Source organism: Cognatishimia maritima (assembly GCF_900129685.1).
In the GTDB taxonomy this organism is placed as follows: Bacteria; Pseudomonadota; Alphaproteobacteria; order Rhodobacterales; family Rhodobacteraceae; genus Cognatishimia; species Cognatishimia maritima.
The window spans coordinates 628,445-648,345 of record NZ_FQWM01000001.1; the positions used below are offsets into that span (position 1 = coordinate 628,445).

The window sequence follows — 19,901 nt, forward strand, 5'->3', positions numbered from 1 at the left end:
CGCTTACATATCCCCTCAGAAGTCGGACTTCTGATTCTCACCCAGAACCAGACATCCCAAAGCCGCCCCTGCTCATTGCCTTTACAGGATGCCCGCCATGCCCCGTGAATATCTCAAGCAAGCCACGCTCACTCCAAAATCCCACGCGACGGAAACCCATGACATCGTGAAGTCGATCTTGGATGAAATCGAAGCCGGTGGTGATGAGGCCGCTTTGAAATACGCGAAACAGTTTGACCGCTACGAAGGCAGCGTGATCCTGGGCCAAGCGGAAATCGAAGCCGCCTGCGCGCTGGTGCCGGAAAAACTGCGTGCTGACATCCGCTTTGCCCATGACAATGTGCGCCGTTTTGCGGAACTCCAAAAAAGCACCGTCCGAGATGTCGAAACCGAAATCACACCGGGCTTTGTCGCCGGACAGAAAGCGATCCCGGTTGATGCGGCGGGCTGCTATGTGCCCGGAGGTCGCTATAGCCATATCGCCAGCGCGATTATGACCGTCACGACCGCCAAAGTTGCCGGCTGCCGCCATATCACAGCCTGTTCCCCACCCCGCCCCGGTGTGGGTGTGAACCCGGCCATCGTTTATGCCGCCCATATCTGCGGTGCGGATAAAATCATGGCGATGGGCGGCGTTCAGGGCGTTGCGGCAATGACCTTTGGCCTTTTTGGCCTGCCCAAAGCAAACATACTGGTCGGTCCCGGCAACCAATTTGTCGCCGAGGCCAAACGCATTCTCTTTGGCCGCGTCGGCATCGACATGATCGCGGGGCCGACCGACAGCCTGATCCTTGCTGACAAACAGGCCGACCCGCACATTGTGGCCACCGACCTCGTAAGCCAAGCGGAACACGGTTATAACTCGCCTGTCTGGCTGGTGACAGATGATCGCGTCCTTGCCGAAGAGGTCCTGCGCCGCGTGCCCGAACTGATTGCGGACCTTCCAGAGCTTAATGGTGAAAACGCCGCTGCCGCGTGGCGCGACTATGCCGAGGTGATCCTCTGTGAAGACCGCGAAGACATGGCCGCCTGTTCAGACGAATACGCGCCGGAACACCTGACTGTACAGGCCGAGGACCTGGATTGGTGGCTGAACAGCCTGACCTGCTACGGGTCTTTGTTCTTGGGCGAGGAAACCACCGTATCCTATGGCGACAAAGCCACGGGCACCAACCACGTGCTGCCGACCTCTCGGGCGGCAAGCTACACCGGTGGGTTGTCGGTGCATAAATACATGAAAATTGTAACTTGGCAGCGCGCGACCCGCGAAGGGTCCAAGGCGGTGGCTGAAGCCACGGCGCGGATTTCTCGGCTGGAAGGCATGGAAGGCCACGCGCGCGCGGCGGATGTCCGTCTGGCGAAATACTTCCCAAATGAAACCTTTGACCTAACCGCAGATGCGTGACCCGCGCCATCTCTTTGATCTGACAGGCAAAGTCGCCTGTGTGACCGGGGCCAGTTCCGGCCTTGGTCGGCGCGCGGCTTTGGCGCTGGCGTCGGCGGGCGCGCAGGTCATTGTGGTGGCACGCCGCGCAGATGCTTTGGACAGCCTCTGTGCCGAGATTGGGCCAGAGTCAGCCGCTGTTGCCACCGACATCGCGGACCGCAGCGCGATGGAAGACATCGCGAAAGAGATCGCAGCGCCCTTTGGCGCGCCAGACATTCTTGTGCATGCCGCCGGGTTGAACACCCGCGAGGCCGCCGACGACGTTACCGATCACGGGTGGGATCAGACCCTCGCGATCAACCTATCCGCCCCATTTTTCCTCTCGCAGGCTTTGGTCCCCGCGATGAAGGAAAAGGGTTGGGGGCGCATTGTGAACTTTGCCTCTTTGCAGAGCACACGCGCCTTCCCGGGGGGGATTGCCTATGGGGCGACCAAGGGAGGGGTTGGCCAATTGACGCGCGCAATGGCCGAGGCCTGGTCGCCCCATGGCGTCACTGCAAACGCCATTGGGCCGGGGTTTTTCCCGACCGAATTGACCGCTGCTGTGTTCAATGACCCAGAGCGCGCGGCCCGCAATGCCGCGCAAACCTGCATTGGTCGCAATGGCACATTGGAAGACATCGACGGCCCGCTTTTGTTTCTTTGCTCTGATGCGTCAAGTTATGTAACCGGGCAAATCTTGATGGTTGACGGGGGGTTCACTGCGAAATGAAAGCCCTTGTTTATGAAGGCGTTGAAACGCTTGGCTATCGCGATGTTGCGATGCCCGTGCCGCAGGGCGGCGAGCATCTGATCAAGGTCGAAGCGGTTGGCATTTGCGGCTCTGACATGCATGCCTATTTGGGGCACGATAACCGCCGCCCTGCCCCCTTGATCCTTGGTCACGAGGGCGCCGGCACCATTGTTGGCGGGCCAAAGGACGGCGCGCGCGTCACGATCAATCCGCTTGTCACCTGTGGCACCTGCCCGGCTTGCCGCGCGGGACGAGAGAACCTTTGCCCGGAACGACAGATCATTTCGATGCCACCGCGCGAAGGGGCCTTTGCGCAATATGTGACCATGCCAGAGCGTAATCTGGTGCCTGTGCCGGATCACGTGTCCATGCAGGTTGCGGCCCTCGCAGAGCCTTTGGCGGTCAGTTGGCACGCGGCACGTCTGGCGCTTGATGCGCTGCATCCCAGCATGGATCGCCAAGCCCTTGTCATTGGCGGAGGTGCAATCGGGCTGGCTGCGGCGCTTGCGCTGACGGCGATGGACGTTTCGGATGTAACCATTGTCGAGTCGAACGCAAATCGGCGGCAGTTTCTGATTAAGAACTGCGGTCAGACTGTTGTCGAAAAGGCCACTACAGCTTGCCCGATTGTCATCGACGCCGTTGGTTTCGCCGCGACGCGCGCCACGGCCTCAGCCTTGGCCCTGCCCGGTGGGGTGATTGCACACATTGGTTTGGGCGAAGACACCGGCGGGCTGGATGTGCGGCGCTTAACGCTGCAAGAAATCACCTTTGTCGGCACCTACGCCTATACAATGCAGGACTTCCGCGACACCGCGCAGGCGATTTTTGACGGCCGGTTTGGTGCGCTCAATTGGATTGAAAACCGACCGCTGTCTGACGGCGCGCAGGCCTTTGCCGACCTACGACGCGGGGCCGTGGCGACGCCGAAAATCATACTTGATCCATGGAACTAAATGAACTGCTGCCCGGCACCGCCGGTGCCTCCTTGAAAGGGACCCCCATGAATATCGACAAGAAGATCGCAGATGATTTTGTCGCCAACGGCGTTTCATTTGTCACCACCGTGCCCTGCAAGCAATTGGCGGGCGTCATCGAGGAAGTCGACAAACGCGACGACATTTTCCACATCCCGTCCAACAAAGAAGACGAAGGCATGGGCCTCTGTGCGGGCGCTTGGATGGGCGGAAAACGCCCCGCTATCATCATGCAAAACACCGCAATCGGTGTGACCCTGAACACTTTGGCGACGCTGATCCAATATTACCGCATGCCACTGCCGATGCTGATCTCTTATCGCGGTGAATTACGAGAGCCGGTGGCCTGTCAGGTGGAAATGGCGGTGCATACCAAGGCACTATTGGCACAGCTGAACATCCCGACCTACCACTTTCACTGGCAGAAAGACGTCGAGGAATTCGACAATATTCTGAAATACACGTTTATGTGCAACAAGCCCGTCGCGATCCTGACCGACGCGAACTTTTGGGGAGGCTATGGCGACCAATGATCCGTTCTGAAATTCTGAAAGACATCGCGCCGATCCTGCGGGACCAGCTTGTGGTTTGCAATATTGGCATTCCCAGTCAGGAATTGCATGCAATCGACGACCAGCCCAGCAATTTCTATATGCTGGGCACCATGGGGCTGGCCTCCTCCATCGGTTTGGGGCTGGCGTTGGCGCAGCCAAAACCGGTGATCGTGATTGATGGGGACGGTTCTGTTCTGACAAACCTTGGCACCTTGCCCACCATCGGCAACAATGCCCCGCCGAACTATATATTGGTGATCATCGACAACGGCTCCTATGGTTCCACCGGGGATCAGCCAACCTATGCCGGGCAGAAGACAGATTTGGCCGGAATGGCTCGCGCTGCTGGGTGTGATCGCGTGGTTGAGGTACAAGATGTCGATACCGGCAAGGCGCTGAAAGAAGCGCTGGCGGCGGGTGAAGCCACCGTGCTTGTCGTGAAGTGCCAAAGCGGGAATGCTAAGATGCCTGTCATCACGATGGACCCGGTTGTCATCCGGGATCGCTTTATGAAAGCGGTGGCCGGGTGATACGCGGGTCAGCCATCCATTCGGTCGAAGACGCGCGGCAGATCGCGAAACGACGCCTGCCATGGATGGTGTTTGACTATATCGACGGTGCGGCGGGACGCGAAACCGGAGCAGCACGAGATCGTGCGGCGCTGGATCAGATCACACTGCGCCCACTCATCCTGCGCGATGTCAGCCAGCGCTCATTGGCGACGACCCTTTTTGGTGCACCAGCTCAACGCCCCTTCGGCATCGCGCCAATGGCGATGTGCAACCTTGCGGCCCCCGGGGCAGACCTGATGCTGGCGCGTTTGGCTGCAAGATACGAGATACCTCATGGGATCTCGACCATCGCCACAACCCCCATGGAAGAGCTGATTGAGGCTGCAGAAGGCCATGCTTGGTTTCAGCTTTATTTCTCGGGCGATGGCAGCGGGACTTTCAAACTGGTTGAGCGCGCAAAAGACGCCGGGTTTGAAACGCTTGTCCTGACCGCAGATGTCCCGGAACTGGGTCGTCGCTCGCGCGAATTGCGCCATGGCTTTAAGATACCTTTCCGTTTGGGGCCGCGTCAGATGATTGATTTCGCCCTGCACCCGCGCTGGTCCTTGACGACACTGCGCGCAGGTCGCCCAGATATGGCGAATTTCCATAAGCCGGGATTTCGGTTTGACCGTCGCGAAAGCCGGGGCCGTGCGACTTGGGACACGCTTGCGCGGCTGCGCGATGTTTGGCCCGGCAAATTGGTCGTCAAAGGCGTTCTGGACCTTTCGGATGCAACGCGGCTGCAGGCAGCCGGTGTAGACGCCATTCAGGTCTCCACCCATGGTGCGCGGCAGTTGGAAGCGGCGCCTGCGGCGATCAGCACTCTCGCTGAATTTCGGGCGGCTTTAGGCCCTGACTTCCCACTGTTTTATGACAGTGGTTTGCGCGGCGGCGAGGATGTATTGAAAGCCTTGGTGACCGGTGCGGATTTCACTTTTTTTGGGCGCGCATTGCTTTATGGAATTGCAGCGGCTGGCGAGGATGGGCTGCAGCAGGTCTGGGACGCTTTGACAGCGGAACTTAGCACCGCGATGGCTTTGACCGGGGTGACCGACCTATCGAAGGTACGATCGCAGTAGCAGGGAAGCGAAGGGCCTCCGCTCAACCGCGCTATCGACGATCGGCCGAATTTCCAATGCCAATGCCCATTTGCCTATTGACCTCGAAAACTGGATAAAATACTTCGTCATCCTACCGAGCGGGTATGGTGAAATGGTATCATAAGAGCCTTCCAAGCTTAAGGTGCGGGTTCGATTCCCGCTACCCGCTCCACTTTAACTTTTCCGCGTAAAACGCTTATTTTGCTCTGAAAGATCAAAGGTTAGTTCAGTGGAACGACCTTGCCGGGATTCAGGATATTCTGAGGGTCCATCGCACGTTTGATGGCCGCCATCACGCCCAGCGCCGCGCCGTGTTCTGCGGCCATATAGGGCAATTTTCCAACGCCAACACCATGTTCACCGGTCACCGTGCCGCTGTGTTTCAGCGCCAGTTCGTTCAACGAGTTCGCGATATTTTTGGCGGCAGCCATTTCCTCGGTACTTTTTGGATCGACAAGGATTTGTAGGTGAAAGTTCCCGTCCCCGACATGGCCCACAACAGGTGAGATCAGCCCCGCCTGCGCGATGCGTGCTTTGGCTTCGGCAATGCAGGGCGCAAGCGCCGAAATGGGAACACAAACGTCCGTCACGACACCGACCGCGCCACTTCGCATGGCGCGTGCGGCGTAATAGGCGTTGTGACGCGCCGACCAGAGTTTCTTATGCGCCTCTGGCATGTCGGCCCATTGAAAATCAATGACGTTGTGGTCGTTCGCGATGTCTCGGAACAGATCGACCTGTTCAGCCACACCATTGGGGGAGCCATGAAACTCTAGAAACAGATGCGGCATCTCGGGCAAGTCAAACGCTTCGTTATAGGCGTTCAGCCCGCGAATTTGCACCTCGTCGATCAATTCGATCCGCGCCATGGGCAAGCCGCTTTGGATGGCCACAATTACGCTTTGGACCGCATCGTCAATCTGCTCAAACGCACAGGTCGCAGCCGACATGGTTTCCGGGCGGCCGAACAGGCGCACGGTCAGTTCGGTGATGATGCCCAAAGTGCCTTCGGACCCCACGAAAAGGTGGGTCAGATCATAGCCCGCCGAAGACTTGCGTGCACGTGTACCCGTGCGAATGATGGTCCCGTCCGCCGTGACCACCTCAAGTGCCAAGACGTTTTCGCGCATTGTGCCATAACGCACCGAATTTGTGCCCGATGCCCGCGTAGCAGCCATGCCGCCCATTGTGGCGTCTGCCCCCGGATCAACGGTAAACATAAGCCCCGTGTCGCGCAGCGCTTCGTTAAGTTCAGTCCGCGTAACGCCCGGCTGAACCACAGCATCCAGATCGTCTGGATGAATGTCGAGAACGCGGTTCATACGCATCATATTCAGGGTCAACCCGCCTTTGATCGGCACGACATGTCCTTCGAGCGACGTGCCGACCCCATAAGGTACAATGGGGCAGCCGTGTTTGGCGCAGATCTTAACGATTTCTGAAACCTCTTGCGTGGTTTCCGGGAAGGCGACCGCGTCGGGCAAGACCGGTGTTGTATAGGCCTCATCATGGCTGTGGGTTTCACGGATGGATTGGCCGGTCGACAGCCGCTCTCCCAATAGATCGCGCAGCTCTGCAATGGCTTCTGAATGACCCACCATGGTCTCTCCCCTCATACTCCTTGGGGTATCCTCTGTGGTTTGGCGGAAAGTTCAAGGGCGCTTTTGAGGATCGACAGCTTCGAAGCTGTCATTGACGTTGCCCCACCTGTCGCCCAATTGTCGCCCAATCCCATCTTCCTGATGACCCTCCCGCGCGTCAATCGCATGCGTCGATTGAACGGGCTCAGTCTGATATCAAACGACGAGGTCGACCCGGAGGGATCGTCCGGCTTGAAACCTACTAGCGTCTATTAGGGAGGCTTGCGCGTGGTTTCGCGTGCATTCTTTAGCGCCTAGGACAGAATGTTTTCATCCGCTCTTAAGCCGCGCGCCTAGACGCCGATTAACCCTGAGCAAGCCAAGACCACCGCGCGGCGCGTTGGGTTGAGGCGATCCGCCCGGCAGCGCGCCGCGCGTGAGCCGCGTCGGCATTCCCTTTGTGATCGCGCTGCCTCAACGCTACCCAGAAGCTCAGAAAGAGGCAAAGACACCACCTTCTTGGCGTCTATCCACCTGTGACCCAACTTCTCAGCCAAGGTATCTGTGGCAGTAAAGCGCGCATCAACTAAGCGGTGTTGCTTGCTAGCTCCGCTTCCCAGCCTTCGGTCACCTTACTCTAGGCCTCGGTCGTTTGCGGTGCGCCTTCTCTTCTCTGTTCGCCCTCAATGTCCCCCAGACGTTCTCTCATGGCATAATTTCTTTGAAAATGTATGGGGGCACGAATCCGCATCGAGTAGCGGCGGGTGCATGAAAATTTCCATGACAAACTCCAACAAAATTCGGATTGATATTTCAGACGAGCAGAGAAATGTGCTGCAAAATCGGCATTTTGGATACCGGAACGCCAAAATCATGACGTTAAGTCTTTGTTTTATTGGTTTTTTGGACTGGGATGTGGCGGAGGAGGTGGGATTCGAACCCACGAAGGGCGTTAACCCTTGCCGGTTTTCAAGACCGGTGCATTCAACCGCTCTGCCACTCCTCCGGTCGGGCCTGAGTAAAGGGCTGCGATTGATTCTGAAAGCCCGAATTGGGGAAATTTTGCCGATCCTAGTAAGCAGCCTTTTCACAAACCATGCAGCGCGATAGACTGCGTAAAAAGCTGGGGTGCCCAAAATGGGGATGCCCCGGAAAGAACAAAAACGACAGCAAGAAAAGAACGCCGGCTACCGGCGCAACATTCAGGCAAAGGGCATGTCATGACGCAGATCAACCAACAGCCAAGAACGACGGCGCGCATCGGGCGCGCGCTCTTGATGGTTTCGGCACTTTCAATCGTCGCCGCATGCGAGGATTTTCAAGGTTTCAACTTTGGCAAGGGCAGCGCGTCTGAGGAAGCCGCCCCCATTCAAAGCACCAAAACTACTTTTGTAGAGCGCGATGTAGAAGCGCCAGAGGTCTTTTCCGCCAGTGAGGCCGGGCTTTGGGATGGCCGCCCCTCGCTTGGCGGGGTCTGGGTTGCGCATCCTGACGTGTCCGACCCAGAGCGGGTGATCATTCGCAATCAGGCCAATGGCAATTTCGTGATTGGCGCGCTTTTCCGTCGCGAACGCGCCCTGCCCGGCCCGCGCTTGCAGGTCTCCTCTGATGCCGCGTCAGCGCTCTCGATGTTGGCAGGTCAGCCGGTTCAGCTAGAGGTCACCGCGCTGCGCCGGGAAGAGACACCCGTTGAGACCGACGTGGAACTGACCGAAACGCCACTGGATGTGGCGGCAGAGGTGGAAACCGAAACGCTTGACCCAGTGGCTTCGGCAGCGGCGGCCATTGATGCCGCAGAAAGCGCAAGCACCGAGCCTGAGGCACCTACTGCGCCAAAGCCAGCGCCAGCTGCAGCGCCGAAACCCTCGAACCTCAGCAAGCCATTCATTCAAATCGGCATCTTCAGCGTGCAGTCCAATGCCGAAAACACCGCCGCACAGATGCGACGAGCGGGCATGGTGCCCACGGTCAAACCCGGCGAAAGCAATGGCAAGTCCTTCTGGCGCGTTGTGGTTGGCCCGGCGGCGACCTCTTCTGAACGGGCCGCATTGTTGAAAAAGATCAAGGAAACGGGCTTTACCGATGCTTATGCGGTCACCCATTAACTTGGCGATTGGGATATAATGCGTAGGGCAAAGCGATGGTCAGCGCAGCGGACAAACAGGGGAAACGAATGATGATGTCTTCCGCGAAACACTTCCTTTTGGGGGTCGTGGCCTCCGCCATGATATCGGTGCCGGCCTGGGCTTTTGAGACCCGCGCCAAGGCGGCGTTTGTGCTCGACCAGACCACGGGCACGATCCTAATGGCGAAGAATGCGGATGATGCGCTGCCCCCGGCGTCGATGTCCAAACTGATGACGCTTTACATGGCTTTTGAAGCTGTGCGCGATGGCCGCCTGTCGATGGAAGAAAAGCTGCCCGTTTCGCAACACGCGATGAGCTATGGCGGCTCGACTATGTTTCTGGACACCACGGACCGGGTCAGAGTCGTGGATCTCCTGCGCGGGATCATTGTGCTTTCTGGCAATGACGCTTGTGTTGTGATCGCAGAAACCCTTAGCCCGGATGGCACTGAGGCAGGCTTTGCACGGCAGATGACTTTGCGGGCGCGGCAGTTGGGTATGACAAATTCGACCTTCGCCAACTCCAACGGCTGGCCAGCACCCGGACATTTGATGTCAATGCGCGACCTTGCTTTGTTGGCCAATCGCCTGATCACGGACTTCCCCGAATTTTACCCGATGTTTGCGGAAACCGAATTTGCCTTTGACGGGCGCGCGCCGCGCAATGTGCAAAACCGCAACCCGCTGTTGAAACTTGGCATTGGCGCGGATGGTTTGAAAACCGGTCATACGCAGGAAGCTGGCTATGGGCTTGTTGGGTCGGCCAAACAGGCAGGGCGGCGTGTGATCTTTGCTGTGTCAGGCATGGAAAGCGTAAGCGACCGCGCCGAAATCTCTGAACAGATCGTCAATTGGGCCTTCCGCCAGTTCAGCGAGCGGCAAGTGCTGCGGGCGGGCAAACGCATTGCGCAGGCAGATGTCTGGATGGGTGACACGACGAAAGTTGGGCTGGTGTCTGCAGAAGACGTCGACATCCTGCTGCCGGTGATTGGCCAAAACGATGTTGACGCCGAGGTGGTTTACAACGGCCCCGTACAAGCCCCGATCGCCAAGGGGCAGCAGATTGCGGAACTGGTGATCAGACCGATGGACCTGCCTGAAATCCGGGTGCCACTGGTCGCTGAATCTGACGTTGCTGCGGGCGGATTTGCGGTACGCATGCGGACGGCGACCTCTGTTTTGATGACACGCTTTGGGCTGACGGCCGGGGGCGCAACTTGACGGACGACACTGTGCCGCCCAAGGGCACCTTCATCACTTTTGAGGGCATCGATGGGTCTGGCAAATCCACGCAAACGAAACGGCTTGCCAAACACCTCGAAGGCCTTGGCCATACGGTCGTTTTGACACGAGAGCCGGGTGGGTCTGTTGGGGCCGAGGAAATCCGCAGATTGGTTCTGGAGGGCGACCCGGACCGCTGGTCAGCAGAAACGGAGCTGCTGCTCTTCACGGCAGCGCGGCGAGATCATTTGGAACGCACGATCAATCCTGCACTGGCCGCGGGGCACATTGTCATATGCGACCGTTTCGCAGACAGCACCCGCATGTATCAGGGCCTGTCGCGCGGCGATTTGCGTCATAAGGTCGACGCGCTGCACGATCTGATGATTGGAACAGAGCCTGACCTCACAATCCTAATCGACATGGATCCATCGGTTGGCCTTGCCCGCGCTAAGGGTCGCCAAACAGCAGAAGAACGGTTTGAGGATTTCGGCCAAGACCTTCAGGTCAAAATGCGCGCGGGCTTCCTTGATCTTGCCAAACAATACCGCGACCGCTTTCGGTTGATTGATGGCAGCCGCGATATGGATGCTGTGGCCGCTGAGATACGCAAGGTTGTGCTGGACTATCTGACATGACAGATGATGCACTCACGGAAAGTGACCGCATCGAAGGCGCTCCGCACCCCAAAGAGACCCAAACACTCTTAGGGCAGGATCAGGCCATCGCCGCCTTTCTGGAAGCCTTCAATTCACAACGCTTGCACCATGGCTGGCTCGTCACCGGGCCGCGTGGCGTTGGCAAAGCGACCCTGGCCTGGCAAATCGCGCGTTTTCTTTTGGCGACTCCGAAACCAAGCGCTGGCGGGTTGTTTGATGACGCACCGCAAATAGCGGGCAACCTGCAGATTGACGCCGAACACCCGGTTGCCCGACGCATCGCAGCGGGGGCTGAGCCGGGTCTTTTTGCAGTGCGCCGCCCCTACGATGACAAAACCAAGAAACTTAAAAGTCAGATCACCGTTGACGAAATTCGCAAACTGAAAAACTTCTTCGCGCTCTCTTCTGCTGATGGCGGTCGGCGCGTTGTGATTGTGGATAGCGCGGATGAACTCAACGTCAGTGCGGCCAATGCGCTCTTGAAGGTACTTGAGGAACCGCCTGCCGACACAACGCTTCTATTGATTTCGCACCAGCCGTCGCGGCTGCTGCCAACGATCCGGTCGCGCTGTCGGGAATTGCGGCTCTCGACCTTGAACAGCGCGGATATGGCCAAGGCCCTGCGGAATGCAGAAATTGACGTCTCTAACCCAGAAGCCGTCGCAGAGCTTTCGGCAGGCTCTGTCGGGGACGCGATCCGGCTAGCACAGTTGGGCGGTGCAGATATCTATGCAAACCTCATCTCCCTGTTTGCCGACATGCCGCGTCTTGATCGACAGCGCGCGCTTACATTGGCCGAAGCCGCCGTGGGGCGCGGGGCTGAAGAGCGGTATGACCTTTTGCTGACCCTGATTGACCTTTTGTTGACGCGCCTTGCCCGCACAGGTGCAACCGGTCAACCGCCGATGCACGAGGCCGCCCCGGGAGAGGCCGCCCTGCTCGCCCGGCTTGCCCCTTCACCTCACCACGGTCGCAAATGGGCGGAAACGGCAGCGCTCGTCACGCAACGCAGTCGCCACGGCAAGGCGGTAAACCTTGACCCCGCCGCGCTGGTGCTGGATACGGTCTGGAAAATACAAGAGACCGCACAAACCTAACCATGACGCATGTTCCCCTGATCACAGACAGCCATTGCCATCTGGATTTTCCTGATTTCGATGGCGAACACGACGCGCTGATCGCGCGCGCCGCAGAGGCGGGCGTGGCGCGAATGGTTACGATCTGTACGCGGCTGCGCAACGAACCCAAAGTGCGCGCCTTGGCAGAGGCTTATCCGCAGGTTTTCTACGCGGCGGGCACTCATCCGATGAGTGCAGCTGATGAGCCGCTGGCGACGGTTGAAGAACTGGTTACGATGGCGCAGCATCCGAAGTTCGTCGGCATTGGCGAAAGCGGGCTGGATTACCATTACACCGCCGAAAGCGCCGACATTCAAAAAGAGTCGCTGCGCATCCACATCGAAGCGGCACGCCAGACCGGCCTGCCTTTGATCATTCATGCCCGCGCAGCCGATGACGACATGGCGCGCATTCTGTCAGAGGAACACGCGGCCGGGGCCTATTCTTGTGTGATGCATTGCTATTGCTCTGGCCCGGAGTTGGCCAAAACCTGCGTCGATCTTGGGTTTTACCTGTCGATGTCGGGCATCGCGACCTTTAAGAAAAGCCAAGAGGTCCGCGATATCTTTGCCGCGATCCCTGTTGATCGCGTGTTGGTGGAAACCGACAGCCCCTACCTTGCGCCAACGCCCTACCGGGGCAAACGCAATGAACCCGCCTATACCGCTCATACTGCAAAGCTGGGTGCCGAGGTTTTTGGCATGGACTACGCCGATTTCGCGGCACAGACCGAAGCCAACTTTGAACGGCTCTTCACAAAGGCTGCTGTCAAGGCGGAGGCCACATGAGCGACCAACTGACATTTACCGTGCTCGGCTGTGGTAGCTCCGGCGGCGTCCCGCGCTTGGGCGGGCATTGGGGTGAATGTGACCCCGAAAACCCAAAGAACACGCGCACGCGGTGTTCTTTGTTGGTCGAACGCATAGGCCCAAAGGGCACGACGACTGTTCTGATCGACACCAGCCCCGATATGCGCCAGCAGTTGCTGCGTGAGGGGGTCGGTCGGCTGGATGGCGTGATCTATACTCATAGCCACGCGGACCACGTGCATGGGCTAGATGACCTGCGCATGATCGTCTTTAACATGCGCAACCGCGTGCCGGTCTGGGCAGATGGCCCCACGCAAGACGCCTTGTTGTCGCGGTTTGGCTATGCCTTTACCCAACCCGAAGGTTCCCCCTACCCGCCGATCCTGGACCTGCATGCCATTCGCGGCGATGTCACAGTTGATGGACCCGGCGGCCCGATCACCTTTGAACCTTTGGAAGTCACACACGGCGGCATCGACGCCTTAGGCTTCCGCATCCATGACGTGCTTTACATGCCGGATGTGTCTGACATCCCTGAAGCGATCTGGCCACGTCTTTCCGGCCTACGCTGCTGGATCTTGGATGCCCTGCGCCGCACGCCACATCCGACCCATGTGCATTTGGATCGCGCCCTGGAATGGATCGACCGCGCCGCGCCTGCGGAGGCGGTGCTGACCAATATGCACATCGATCTGGACTACGTGACGCTGGCTGCTGAAACCGCTGATCACATCCAACCCGCCTTTGATGGTCTACAACTGACCTATCCGGTCTAAGCCCCCATGCTGGATATCCTCAACGTTGTCCTTCCCGTCTTTCTCTTGATCGGGATTGGCTATCTGGCGCGTTGGACCGGGCTAGTTACAGATGTGCTGGTTGACTCTCTGATGCGTTTTGCACTGAAGTTCGCAGCCCCTGCGTTGCTATTTCAAGCCGTCTCGACCCTGAATATCAGCGAAGAATTCAACACCCGAATGCTCGGCAGTTTCTACATTGCGGCCTTTGCGTCTTTCTGCCTTGGCGTGATGGGTGCACGGAAGCTATTCAAACGCGACCTGCAAGACAGCATTGCAATTGGATTTGCCTGTCTCTTTTCCAACTCACTGATGCTGGGCCTCCCCATTGCAGAGCGCGCCTATGGATCAGACGGCCTTGCAGGCAACTTTGCCATCATCTCTGTGCATTCGCTCTTTGCCTATGGCATCGGCATCACCGCGATGGAGATCGCCAAGGCGCGCGGGAGGTCGACGCTGACCACCCTCCGCACCGTGGTGAAAGGCATGACGTCAAACGCGCTGGTCTTGGCGATTGCCTTGGGCTTTGCGGTGAACCTGACGCGCACACCGGTGCCCGAGGCGGTGATGGACGGCGTGGGTCTTTTGGCCCAAACCGCCCTACCTACGGCGCTTTTTGCCATTGGCGGTGTCCTACGACGTTACAAGCCCGAAGGCGACCTGCGCGTCGTCCTATTCATTTGTGCCATGTCGCTGCTCTTTCATCCGGGTCTCGCCTACCTTTTGGGACAGACACAAGGCCTGTCGCAGGATCAGATGCGCTCGGTGATCACCACGGCCGCGATGGCACCGGGTGTAAATGCCTACCTCTTTGCCAATCTCTATGGTCGCGCCAAACGCGTTGCGGCCAGTGCGGTTTTGATCGGTACGGCGCTTTCGATCCTCACGGTCTCGGGCTGGTTGATCATATTGCAGTGATCTGCCGGGTTAGCCCTTGCCACGCGCCGGGAACATGGCCAGTTTTCCCCCAACGCTAACAAAAGGATCTGCCATGCCGTTGCGCGTAGACATTATTTCTGACGTCGTATGCCCGTGGTGTGCTGTAGGCTACCGGCAGCTTAAGCAAGCAAGCGCAGAAACCGGCCACGAGATCGGGGTCTATTGGCATCCCTTTGAACTGAACCCGGATATGGTGCCCGAAGGGGAAAACCTAAAGGATCACATCAAAGACAAATATGGCTCCTCCGACGAACAGTCCGCGCAGACGCGGGCGCACCTGAAAGCACTTGGCGATGACCTCGGGTTTGCTTTCAATTTCCAAGACGACAGCCGCATCTACAACACGCTGAAAGCGCACCAGTTGATCCACTGGGCAGGCGAAGACGGCAAATCGCATGACCTGAAGCAAGCGCTGCTGAAGGCCTACTTCACTGACGGCAAAGACGTCTCTGACGTCGACGTTTTGGTGGCAACGGCAGCCTCTGTTGGCCTTGACGCGGGAAAGGCGAGGACCGTTCTAGACACCGATGAGTTCGCGGAACTCGTGCGCAGCAAAGAAGCCTTTTGGCAAAACAAAGGTGTGCGCGGCGTGCCGGCGATGGTGTTTGCCGAAAAGTACCTTGTGACGGGTGCTCAGGGCACAGAAAACTACGCAAACATCCTAACGCAGCTCTCTGAAAATAAACAGTAATGCGGCCAACAGTCTCGCCTGATTTCTAAATCGACACGCTCGCCAGCAACTTGTCGCGGCTGATCGTCTCGGCCTTGTCGCGCAGGGTGACCCGGCCCCGGTTCAGCACGACAAAATCGTCGCCAAGTTCATGCGCGAAGTCGAAGAACTGTTCGACCAGCACAATCGCCATCTCCCCCTGATCACGCAGATAGCGGATCACATCACCGATCTGTTTGATGATATTGGGCTGAATGCCTTCTGTCGGCTCATCAAGCAAAAGCAGTTTCGGTTTCGTGACCAGCGCCCGCGCAATCGCAAGCTGCTGTTGCTGACCACCGGAAAGGTCCCCTCCGCGCCGGTTGCGCATGTCTTGCAGCACCGGAAACAGTTCAAAGATCTCATCCGACACCATGCGCTCAGCCGTATCTAGGCATGCATAGCCGGTCTCCAGATTTTCCCGCACCGTCATCAATGGGAAAACGTCCCGGCCCTGCGGCACATATCCAACCCCCATTTTCGCAAGCGTATAGGGTTTGGCGGTACGCGCAACAGATTGGCCGTCCAAAGACATCTCGCCGCCAGAGCGCGGATGCGTGCCGGAAATGGCTTTCAACAGGCTGGTTTTGCCGACGCCATTTGTGCCCATCAGACAGGTGACTTTGCCAACCTCGGCGGACAATGAAACATCATAGAGAATTTGCGAATGCCCATAGTGGAGCGTCAGGTTTTCAATATTCAGCATCAGTTAGCGTCCCAGATAAACGTCAATGACTTCAGGGTTTTGAGTGACGTGGTCGATGGACCCTTCGGCCAAAACAGACCCTTCGTGCAGCACCGTGACCTTGCAATTCAGACGACGCACAAATTCCATGTCATGTTCCACCACCACAACCGCGCGGGTTTTAGCCGCTTCGACAAGGATCTCGGTCGTTTTCTCTCGTTCCGCCGGTGTCATGCCTGCGGCCGGTTCATCCACCAACAACAGCCGCGGGTCCTGCGCCAAAAGCATGCCGATCTCCAGCCACTGCTTTTGCCCATGGCTCAACTCGCCTGCTTTGCGCAGCAATTGTTCGGTCAGATTGATTTCAGCGGCCAACGCTTCAATACGTAAAGCGCCATCGGCGGACTTACGATAGAACAACACCTCAAACGGGCCGCGTGGGTTTTTCAGCGCCATGGCGAGGTTTTCGCGCACGGTCTGATCTTCGAACACCGTGGGTTTCTGGAACTTACGCCCGATGCCTTCGCGCGCGATTTGGCTTTCGGATTTACCGATCAGGTTGATGGATTTTTCACCCCACAGCACACGCCCTTCATCCGGTTTGGTTTTGCCGGTGATAATATCCATAAAGGTCGTTTTGCCAGCGCCATTCGGGCCGATGATGGCGCGCATTTCCGGCTCTCCGATCTGGAACGCCAGATTGTTGATCGCTTTGAAACCGTCAAAAGAGACCGAGACGCCAGAGAGTTCAAGAAGGGTGCTCATGACGTGCCCTTTTTCAGTTTGTCAAAGATCATGCCAATGCCGCCGGGGAAGAACAGCGTGACCGCCACAAAAGAGGTGCCCAGCAATACAAGCCACCATTCGGTCCATTGGATTGTGTAGAACCCGAGGTTGATATTGGGTGCGCCACCGCCAGTGAACCAGCTTGAAAGCAGCGAAACAAAAGCCGTGCCAATCACCGCGCCATAAAGCCGCCCGCGCCCCCCGATGGCGACCCAAACGGCGAGGTAGATCGACGCAATCGGTGCGATTTCTGCTGGGTTGATGATACCCGCCTGCGGATAATAAAGCGCGCCCGCGATGCCAGCGACAATAGCCGTCAGGGTAAAGACGAAAAGCTTATAGCTTTCAACGTGGTATCCCAAAAACCTTACCCGTGCTTCATCGTCGCGAATGGCGCGGATCACGCTGCCCATTTTTCCGGTCAGGACGCGGGCAAAAAGCACATAGCCCAAACCAAGCGCCAATGCGGAGGCCCAAAAGAAGCCCATGGAGATGACAGACTGCGGAACCGCCTCAAACCCCGGGATGTTCTGCAAACCGGATAGGCCATTGTTACCGCGCAGACCGCTGTCGTTTTGGAACAAGTACAGCGCCAGTGCCAAGGTCATCGCCTGTGTCAGGATCGACAGGTAGACGCCCGTGACGCGAGAGCGGAACGCCAGCCAGCCAAAGATCAGCGCCAACAGGCCCGGCACCAGCACAACCATCATAAGTTGCAGGATCAGACTGTGCGAAAACGCCCAGATCAGCGGGAATTCTGAAGCCCCAACCACGCCGAAAATCTGCGTCGCAATCGCGTCATTCAGTTCTGTCGCTGTGGGCGGGATGGTTCGCTCGGCTAGGCTTTGGATGACGATAGCCTCTGTGCGGGCATACATCAGCCACATGCCAACCGCGTAACCGCCGATCCCAAAGAATGCGAAATGACCCAGCGAAAGGATACCGCAATAGCCCCAGACCACGTCCATGGCGACCGCGACGAGGCAGAGGCACAGCACCTTGCCCAAAGTTTTCACAAATGAGGTAGAGATCAGCCCGGCGCCTGTGGCTTCGGCCAGCACTGTCACACCAAGGGTGAACAAGCCAAGGCAGGCGAGGAACCAAAGAACGGATGGGTTGTCGGCAAAGAAACTCTTACGCATCGGATCAATCCCCTGCTGCGCGGCCTTTGAGGGCGATGATACCCTTTGGCCGGAATTGAATGAACAGGATGATAAAAAGGATCATATAGGTCTGCGCCGCCAGGGTGTTGGATGGGTTCAACCACTCCACCCCTTTCTGGAAGGTGCCAATCATCGCGGCCCCCGCAAGCGTGCCCCAGACATTGCCGACGCCGCCGACAACCACGGTCATAAAGGACTGTACAATGTAGTCTGATCCCATCTCGGACGTGACCTTGGCAAATAGGCCAATGGCAACACCTGCGATCCCGGCGATGCCTGAACCAAGCCCAAAGGTCATCATTTTGATCTTGTCAGGGTTGATACCCATCGAAGCTGCCATGCGCGGGTTCTGGGTGACAGCGCGCACTTCCAGACCCAGACGGGTCCGTTTCAAAATGAAGAGCAGCAGACCAAGGAACATCAGCGCCAGCACAAAGATCGCGATGCGGATATAGCTGATCTGCACGACGTCGTTGATGATCCATGCGCCATCGAGCCAGCCCGGAGAGGTCAGCGGACGCGCCTGCGTGCCAAAGATGTTCTTGGCAAGCTGTTGCAATGCAATGGAAATCCCAAATGTCGCGAGCAGCGTTTCAAGCGGGCGGTTGTAAAGCCAGCGGATGACCAGCCGCTCCATCGCGACGCCTGCTGCAAAGGTCACGATAAAGGCCAAGGGCAAAGCGACGATCAGCGAGGCGGTGTAATTTGGCACGAATTGCTGCACCACATAGCCGGTGTATGCGCCCATCATAATGAACTCTCCATGGGCCATATTGATGACGCCCATAACGCCGAAGGTGATCGCGAGCCCCACCGCAGCAAGGAAGTAGATAGAGGCCAATGAAATCGCATCTAGGCTGAGGTCGAAGAACTGGTTTACGCCAACGCGGGTCTGAACCGAGGCCTGCGCCTCCAAAGCGGCTAGCGTCACCACCGGATCGTCTTCGACAAAGGCACGATGAATTTGGTAGGTTTCAAGCGCATCGGTCAGCATCGCCTCGGTGACACGCGGCGCGACCGCGCCCGCAGACGCGAGCACATCATAGGCGTTTTCGCGTTTGCTCAGATCGTTAAGCTGCTGCACCGGAATGCCACCGACCTTGCCGCCCTCGACATTGGCTTCAAGCGCAAGACGGATTTCGTTTTCCGACACCATCGGTGACAGCTTGTGCTGCTCAACAATCAGCGCATAGGCCTCTGGCGCGGAGATATCTTCGCCAATTTCAAGCGTTTCCAGAAGGTTGCGATCAGAGGCACCTTTGGTCACAACAAGCTCTGTTTCTAAAATCTGCGACAGGATGGCCCGGCCCTCAACGCTGAGGTCGCCAGCAATGTCTTGAATGGCCGCCACGCGGTGCGCCGGATCATCAGAAAACTTGGCGCTCAGGTAATTGGCCAATTGTTTTTTGCGCGCCAACAGCGTTGGGTCGTTTTCGTTGTCAATCGACCCCAAAAGCGGCGTCAACATCTGACCTGACATATCGCGCGCAATGGCGTTCACCGCATCCGTGCGTCGGGCAATATCCGGGTCGCTCAGTTGAAACTGCACCAATGCAGAGCCGATTTCTTTGCGCACCCCGCCGTTGGGTTTGATTTGCTTGGCGGCTTTCTTGTCAACCGTGGCAACCGTCTCCCCAGTGTCCACGTCAATTAATTCCAGAGTGTCACCCGCGGCTTTGCCATAGAAAAACAGCCCGTCGTCTTCGCGGCTGTAGACATCTTTGTTCTGCCAGTATTCCAGAAAAACGGGAACCGTCGGCAGACCAGAGGTCACAAGCGCCTCAAGCACGGGGCCGACGGATTTGCGTGACGGTTTGGCAATTGTCTTTTGATGGCTTTGCAGCAGACTTTGCAGCTCTTGCGCTTGCACGGTCAATGGCAGGCACAGCAAGGCCAGCGCCATAGTGAGGATACGGATCATGGGAGAATGTCGCCGTTTAAAGTGAGG

General features: G+C 57.7%; 19 protein-coding genes and 2 tRNA genes. 15 read left to right on the top strand and 6 right to left on the bottom strand.

Annotated elements, in window-relative coordinates:
- Positions 1-97: 97 nt before the first annotated feature.
- The 7 genes from hisD (at position 98) to BUA39_RS03280 (ending at position 5,537) form a co-directional block, all read left to right on the top strand.
- On the top strand, positions 98-1,405 hold the full coding sequence (gene hisD / locus BUA39_RS03250; protein WP_072791700.1) for a histidinol dehydrogenase: 1,308 nt from the start codon (positions 98-100) through the stop codon (positions 1,403-1,405).
- On the top strand, positions 1,398-2,159 hold the full coding sequence (locus BUA39_RS03255) for an SDR family NAD(P)-dependent oxidoreductase (RefSeq protein WP_072790847.1): 762 nt from the start codon (positions 1,398-1,400) through the stop codon (positions 2,157-2,159). Before hisD ends, BUA39_RS03255 begins: the two co-directional genes overlap by 8 nt.
- Positions 2,156-3,136, top strand: coding sequence for an alcohol dehydrogenase catalytic domain-containing protein (locus tag BUA39_RS03260; RefSeq protein WP_072790850.1), 981 nt, complete (start codon positions 2,156-2,158; stop codon positions 3,134-3,136). The genes BUA39_RS03255 and BUA39_RS03260 overlap by 4 nt, the downstream gene beginning before the upstream one ends.
- A gap of 47 nt (positions 3,137-3,183) precedes the next feature.
- The gene (locus BUA39_RS03265) at positions 3,184-3,690 is read left to right on the top strand and encodes a decarboxylase (protein WP_072791701.1); all 507 of its coding nucleotides are present in this window, start codon (positions 3,184-3,186) and stop codon (positions 3,688-3,690) included.
- The gene (gene comE / locus BUA39_RS03270; protein ID WP_072790854.1) at positions 3,687-4,241 is read left to right on the top strand and encodes a sulfopyruvate decarboxylase subunit beta; all 555 of its coding nucleotides are present in this window, start codon (positions 3,687-3,689) and stop codon (positions 4,239-4,241) included. Before BUA39_RS03265 ends, comE begins: the two co-directional genes overlap by 4 nt.
- A complete protein-coding gene (locus BUA39_RS03275; RefSeq protein ID WP_072791703.1) occupies positions 4,241-5,344 on the top strand; it encodes an alpha-hydroxy acid oxidase in 1,104 nt (367 codons plus the stop codon). The genes comE and BUA39_RS03275 overlap by 1 nt, the downstream gene beginning before the upstream one ends.
- A gap of 119 nt (positions 5,345-5,463) precedes the next feature.
- Positions 5,464-5,537 (top strand) — tRNA-Gly (locus tag BUA39_RS03280).
- 49 nt (positions 5,538-5,586) lie between these two features.
- Here BUA39_RS03280 and BUA39_RS03285 read toward each other — a convergent pair.
- Both BUA39_RS03285 and BUA39_RS03290 read right to left on the bottom strand, forming a co-directional pair.
- A complete protein-coding gene (locus BUA39_RS03285; protein WP_084604682.1) occupies positions 5,587-6,966 on the bottom strand; it encodes an FAD-binding oxidoreductase in 1,380 nt (459 codons plus the stop codon).
- Between the two features lie 895 nt (positions 6,967-7,861).
- A tRNA-Ser gene (locus tag BUA39_RS03290) sits at positions 7,862-7,951 on the bottom strand.
- Positions 7,952-8,165: 214 nt separating this feature from the next.
- On the opposite strand from BUA39_RS03290, the gene BUA39_RS03295 reads away from it, so the two are divergent.
- The 8 genes from BUA39_RS03295 to BUA39_RS03330 all read left to right on the top strand — a co-directional run bounded on the left by BUA39_RS03295 (position 8,166) and on the right by BUA39_RS03330 (position 15,301).
- The gene (locus BUA39_RS03295) at positions 8,166-9,050 is read left to right on the top strand and encodes an SPOR domain-containing protein (RefSeq protein WP_072790860.1); all 885 of its coding nucleotides are present in this window, start codon (positions 8,166-8,168) and stop codon (positions 9,048-9,050) included.
- A 71-nt stretch (positions 9,051-9,121) separates the two neighbouring features.
- A complete protein-coding gene (locus tag BUA39_RS03300; protein ID WP_084604740.1) occupies positions 9,122-10,291 on the top strand; it encodes a D-alanyl-D-alanine carboxypeptidase family protein in 1,170 nt (389 codons plus the stop codon).
- Positions 10,292-10,302: 11 nt separating this feature from the next.
- Positions 10,303-10,929, top strand: coding sequence for a dTMP kinase (tmk, locus tag BUA39_RS03305; protein WP_072791707.1), 627 nt, complete (start codon positions 10,303-10,305; stop codon positions 10,927-10,929).
- Positions 10,926-12,047 (top strand): DNA polymerase III subunit delta', encoded by a 1,122-nt coding sequence (locus BUA39_RS03310; protein WP_072790864.1) that lies wholly within the window; start codon positions 10,926-10,928, stop codon positions 12,045-12,047. Before tmk ends, BUA39_RS03310 begins: the two co-directional genes overlap by 4 nt.
- A gap of 2 nt (positions 12,048-12,049) precedes the next feature.
- Entirely contained in the window at positions 12,050-12,856 is an 807-nt protein-coding gene (locus BUA39_RS03315) for a TatD family hydrolase (RefSeq protein ID WP_072790867.1), read from the top strand.
- Entirely contained in the window at positions 12,853-13,653 is an 801-nt protein-coding gene (locus tag BUA39_RS03320) for an MBL fold metallo-hydrolase (RefSeq protein ID WP_072790870.1), read from the top strand. The genes BUA39_RS03315 and BUA39_RS03320 overlap by 4 nt, the downstream gene beginning before the upstream one ends.
- Positions 13,654-13,659: 6 nt before the next feature.
- The gene (locus BUA39_RS03325; RefSeq protein ID WP_072790873.1) at positions 13,660-14,589 is read left to right on the top strand and encodes an AEC family transporter; all 930 of its coding nucleotides are present in this window, start codon (positions 13,660-13,662) and stop codon (positions 14,587-14,589) included.
- A gap of 73 nt (positions 14,590-14,662) precedes the next feature.
- The gene (locus tag BUA39_RS03330) at positions 14,663-15,301 is read left to right on the top strand and encodes a DsbA family oxidoreductase (protein ID WP_072790876.1); all 639 of its coding nucleotides are present in this window, start codon (positions 14,663-14,665) and stop codon (positions 15,299-15,301) included.
- Between the two features lie 25 nt (positions 15,302-15,326).
- Here the strand turns inward: BUA39_RS03330 and urtE are convergent, their stop codons facing one another.
- Genes urtE through urtB form a run of 4 tightly spaced genes read right to left on the bottom strand, consistent with a single transcriptional unit; the run spans position 15,327 to position 19,874 of the window.
- Entirely contained in the window at positions 15,327-16,025 is a 699-nt protein-coding gene (gene urtE / locus BUA39_RS03335) for an urea ABC transporter ATP-binding subunit UrtE (RefSeq protein ID WP_072790879.1), read from the bottom strand.
- A 3-nt stretch (positions 16,026-16,028) separates the two neighbouring features.
- The gene (urtD, locus tag BUA39_RS03340) at positions 16,029-16,769 is read right to left on the bottom strand and encodes an urea ABC transporter ATP-binding protein UrtD (RefSeq protein ID WP_072790882.1); all 741 of its coding nucleotides are present in this window, start codon (positions 16,767-16,769) and stop codon (positions 16,029-16,031) included.
- Positions 16,766-17,932, bottom strand: coding sequence for an urea ABC transporter permease subunit UrtC (urtC, locus tag BUA39_RS03345; protein ID WP_072790884.1), 1,167 nt, complete (start codon positions 17,930-17,932; stop codon positions 16,766-16,768). The genes urtD and urtC overlap by 4 nt, the downstream gene beginning before the upstream one ends.
- 4 nt (positions 17,933-17,936) lie before the next feature.
- Positions 17,937-19,874: an urea ABC transporter permease subunit UrtB gene (urtB, locus tag BUA39_RS03350; protein WP_072790887.1), complete on the bottom strand. Its 1,938-nt coding sequence runs from the start codon at positions 19,872-19,874 to the stop codon at positions 17,937-17,939.
- Positions 19,875-19,901 lie beyond the last annotated feature (27 nt).

Bases quoted from the DNA above. Each gene is read 5' to 3' on its own strand.
- hisD (WP_072791700.1), top strand. From the start codon at position 98: ATGCCCCGTGAATATCTCAAGCAAGCCACGCTCACTCCAAAATCCCAC.
- BUA39_RS03255 (WP_072790847.1), top strand. From the start codon at position 1,398: ATGCGTGACCCGCGCCATCTCTTTGATCTGACAGGCAAAGTCGCCTGT.
- BUA39_RS03260 (WP_072790850.1), top strand. From the start codon at position 2,156: ATGAAAGCCCTTGTTTATGAAGGCGTTGAAACGCTTGGCTATCGCGAT.
- BUA39_RS03265 (WP_072791701.1), top strand. From the start codon at position 3,184: ATGAATATCGACAAGAAGATCGCAGATGATTTTGTCGCCAACGGCGTT.
- comE (WP_072790854.1), top strand. From the start codon at position 3,687: ATGATCCGTTCTGAAATTCTGAAAGACATCGCGCCGATCCTGCGGGAC.
- BUA39_RS03285 (WP_084604682.1), bottom strand. From the start codon at position 6,966: ATGGTGGGTCATTCAGAAGCCATTGCAGAGCTGCGCGATCTATTGGGA.
- BUA39_RS03295 (WP_072790860.1), top strand. From the start codon at position 8,166: ATGACGCAGATCAACCAACAGCCAAGAACGACGGCGCGCATCGGGCGC.
- BUA39_RS03300 (WP_084604740.1), top strand. From the start codon at position 9,122: ATGATGTCTTCCGCGAAACACTTCCTTTTGGGGGTCGTGGCCTCCGCC.
- BUA39_RS03310 (WP_072790864.1), top strand. From the start codon at position 10,926: ATGACAGATGATGCACTCACGGAAAGTGACCGCATCGAAGGCGCTCCG.
- BUA39_RS03315 (WP_072790867.1), top strand. From the start codon at position 12,050: ATGACGCATGTTCCCCTGATCACAGACAGCCATTGCCATCTGGATTTT.
- BUA39_RS03320 (WP_072790870.1), top strand. From the start codon at position 12,853: ATGAGCGACCAACTGACATTTACCGTGCTCGGCTGTGGTAGCTCCGGC.
- BUA39_RS03325 (WP_072790873.1), top strand. From the start codon at position 13,660: ATGCTGGATATCCTCAACGTTGTCCTTCCCGTCTTTCTCTTGATCGGG.
- BUA39_RS03330 (WP_072790876.1), top strand. From the start codon at position 14,663: ATGCCGTTGCGCGTAGACATTATTTCTGACGTCGTATGCCCGTGGTGT.
- urtE (WP_072790879.1), bottom strand. From the start codon at position 16,025: ATGCTGAATATTGAAAACCTGACGCTCCACTATGGGCATTCGCAAATT.
- urtD (WP_072790882.1), bottom strand. From the start codon at position 16,769: ATGAGCACCCTTCTTGAACTCTCTGGCGTCTCGGTCTCTTTTGACGGT.
- urtC (WP_072790884.1), bottom strand. From the start codon at position 17,932: ATGCGTAAGAGTTTCTTTGCCGACAACCCATCCGTTCTTTGGTTCCTC.
- urtB (WP_072790887.1), bottom strand. From the start codon at position 19,874: ATGATCCGTATCCTCACTATGGCGCTGGCCTTGCTGTGCCTGCCATTG.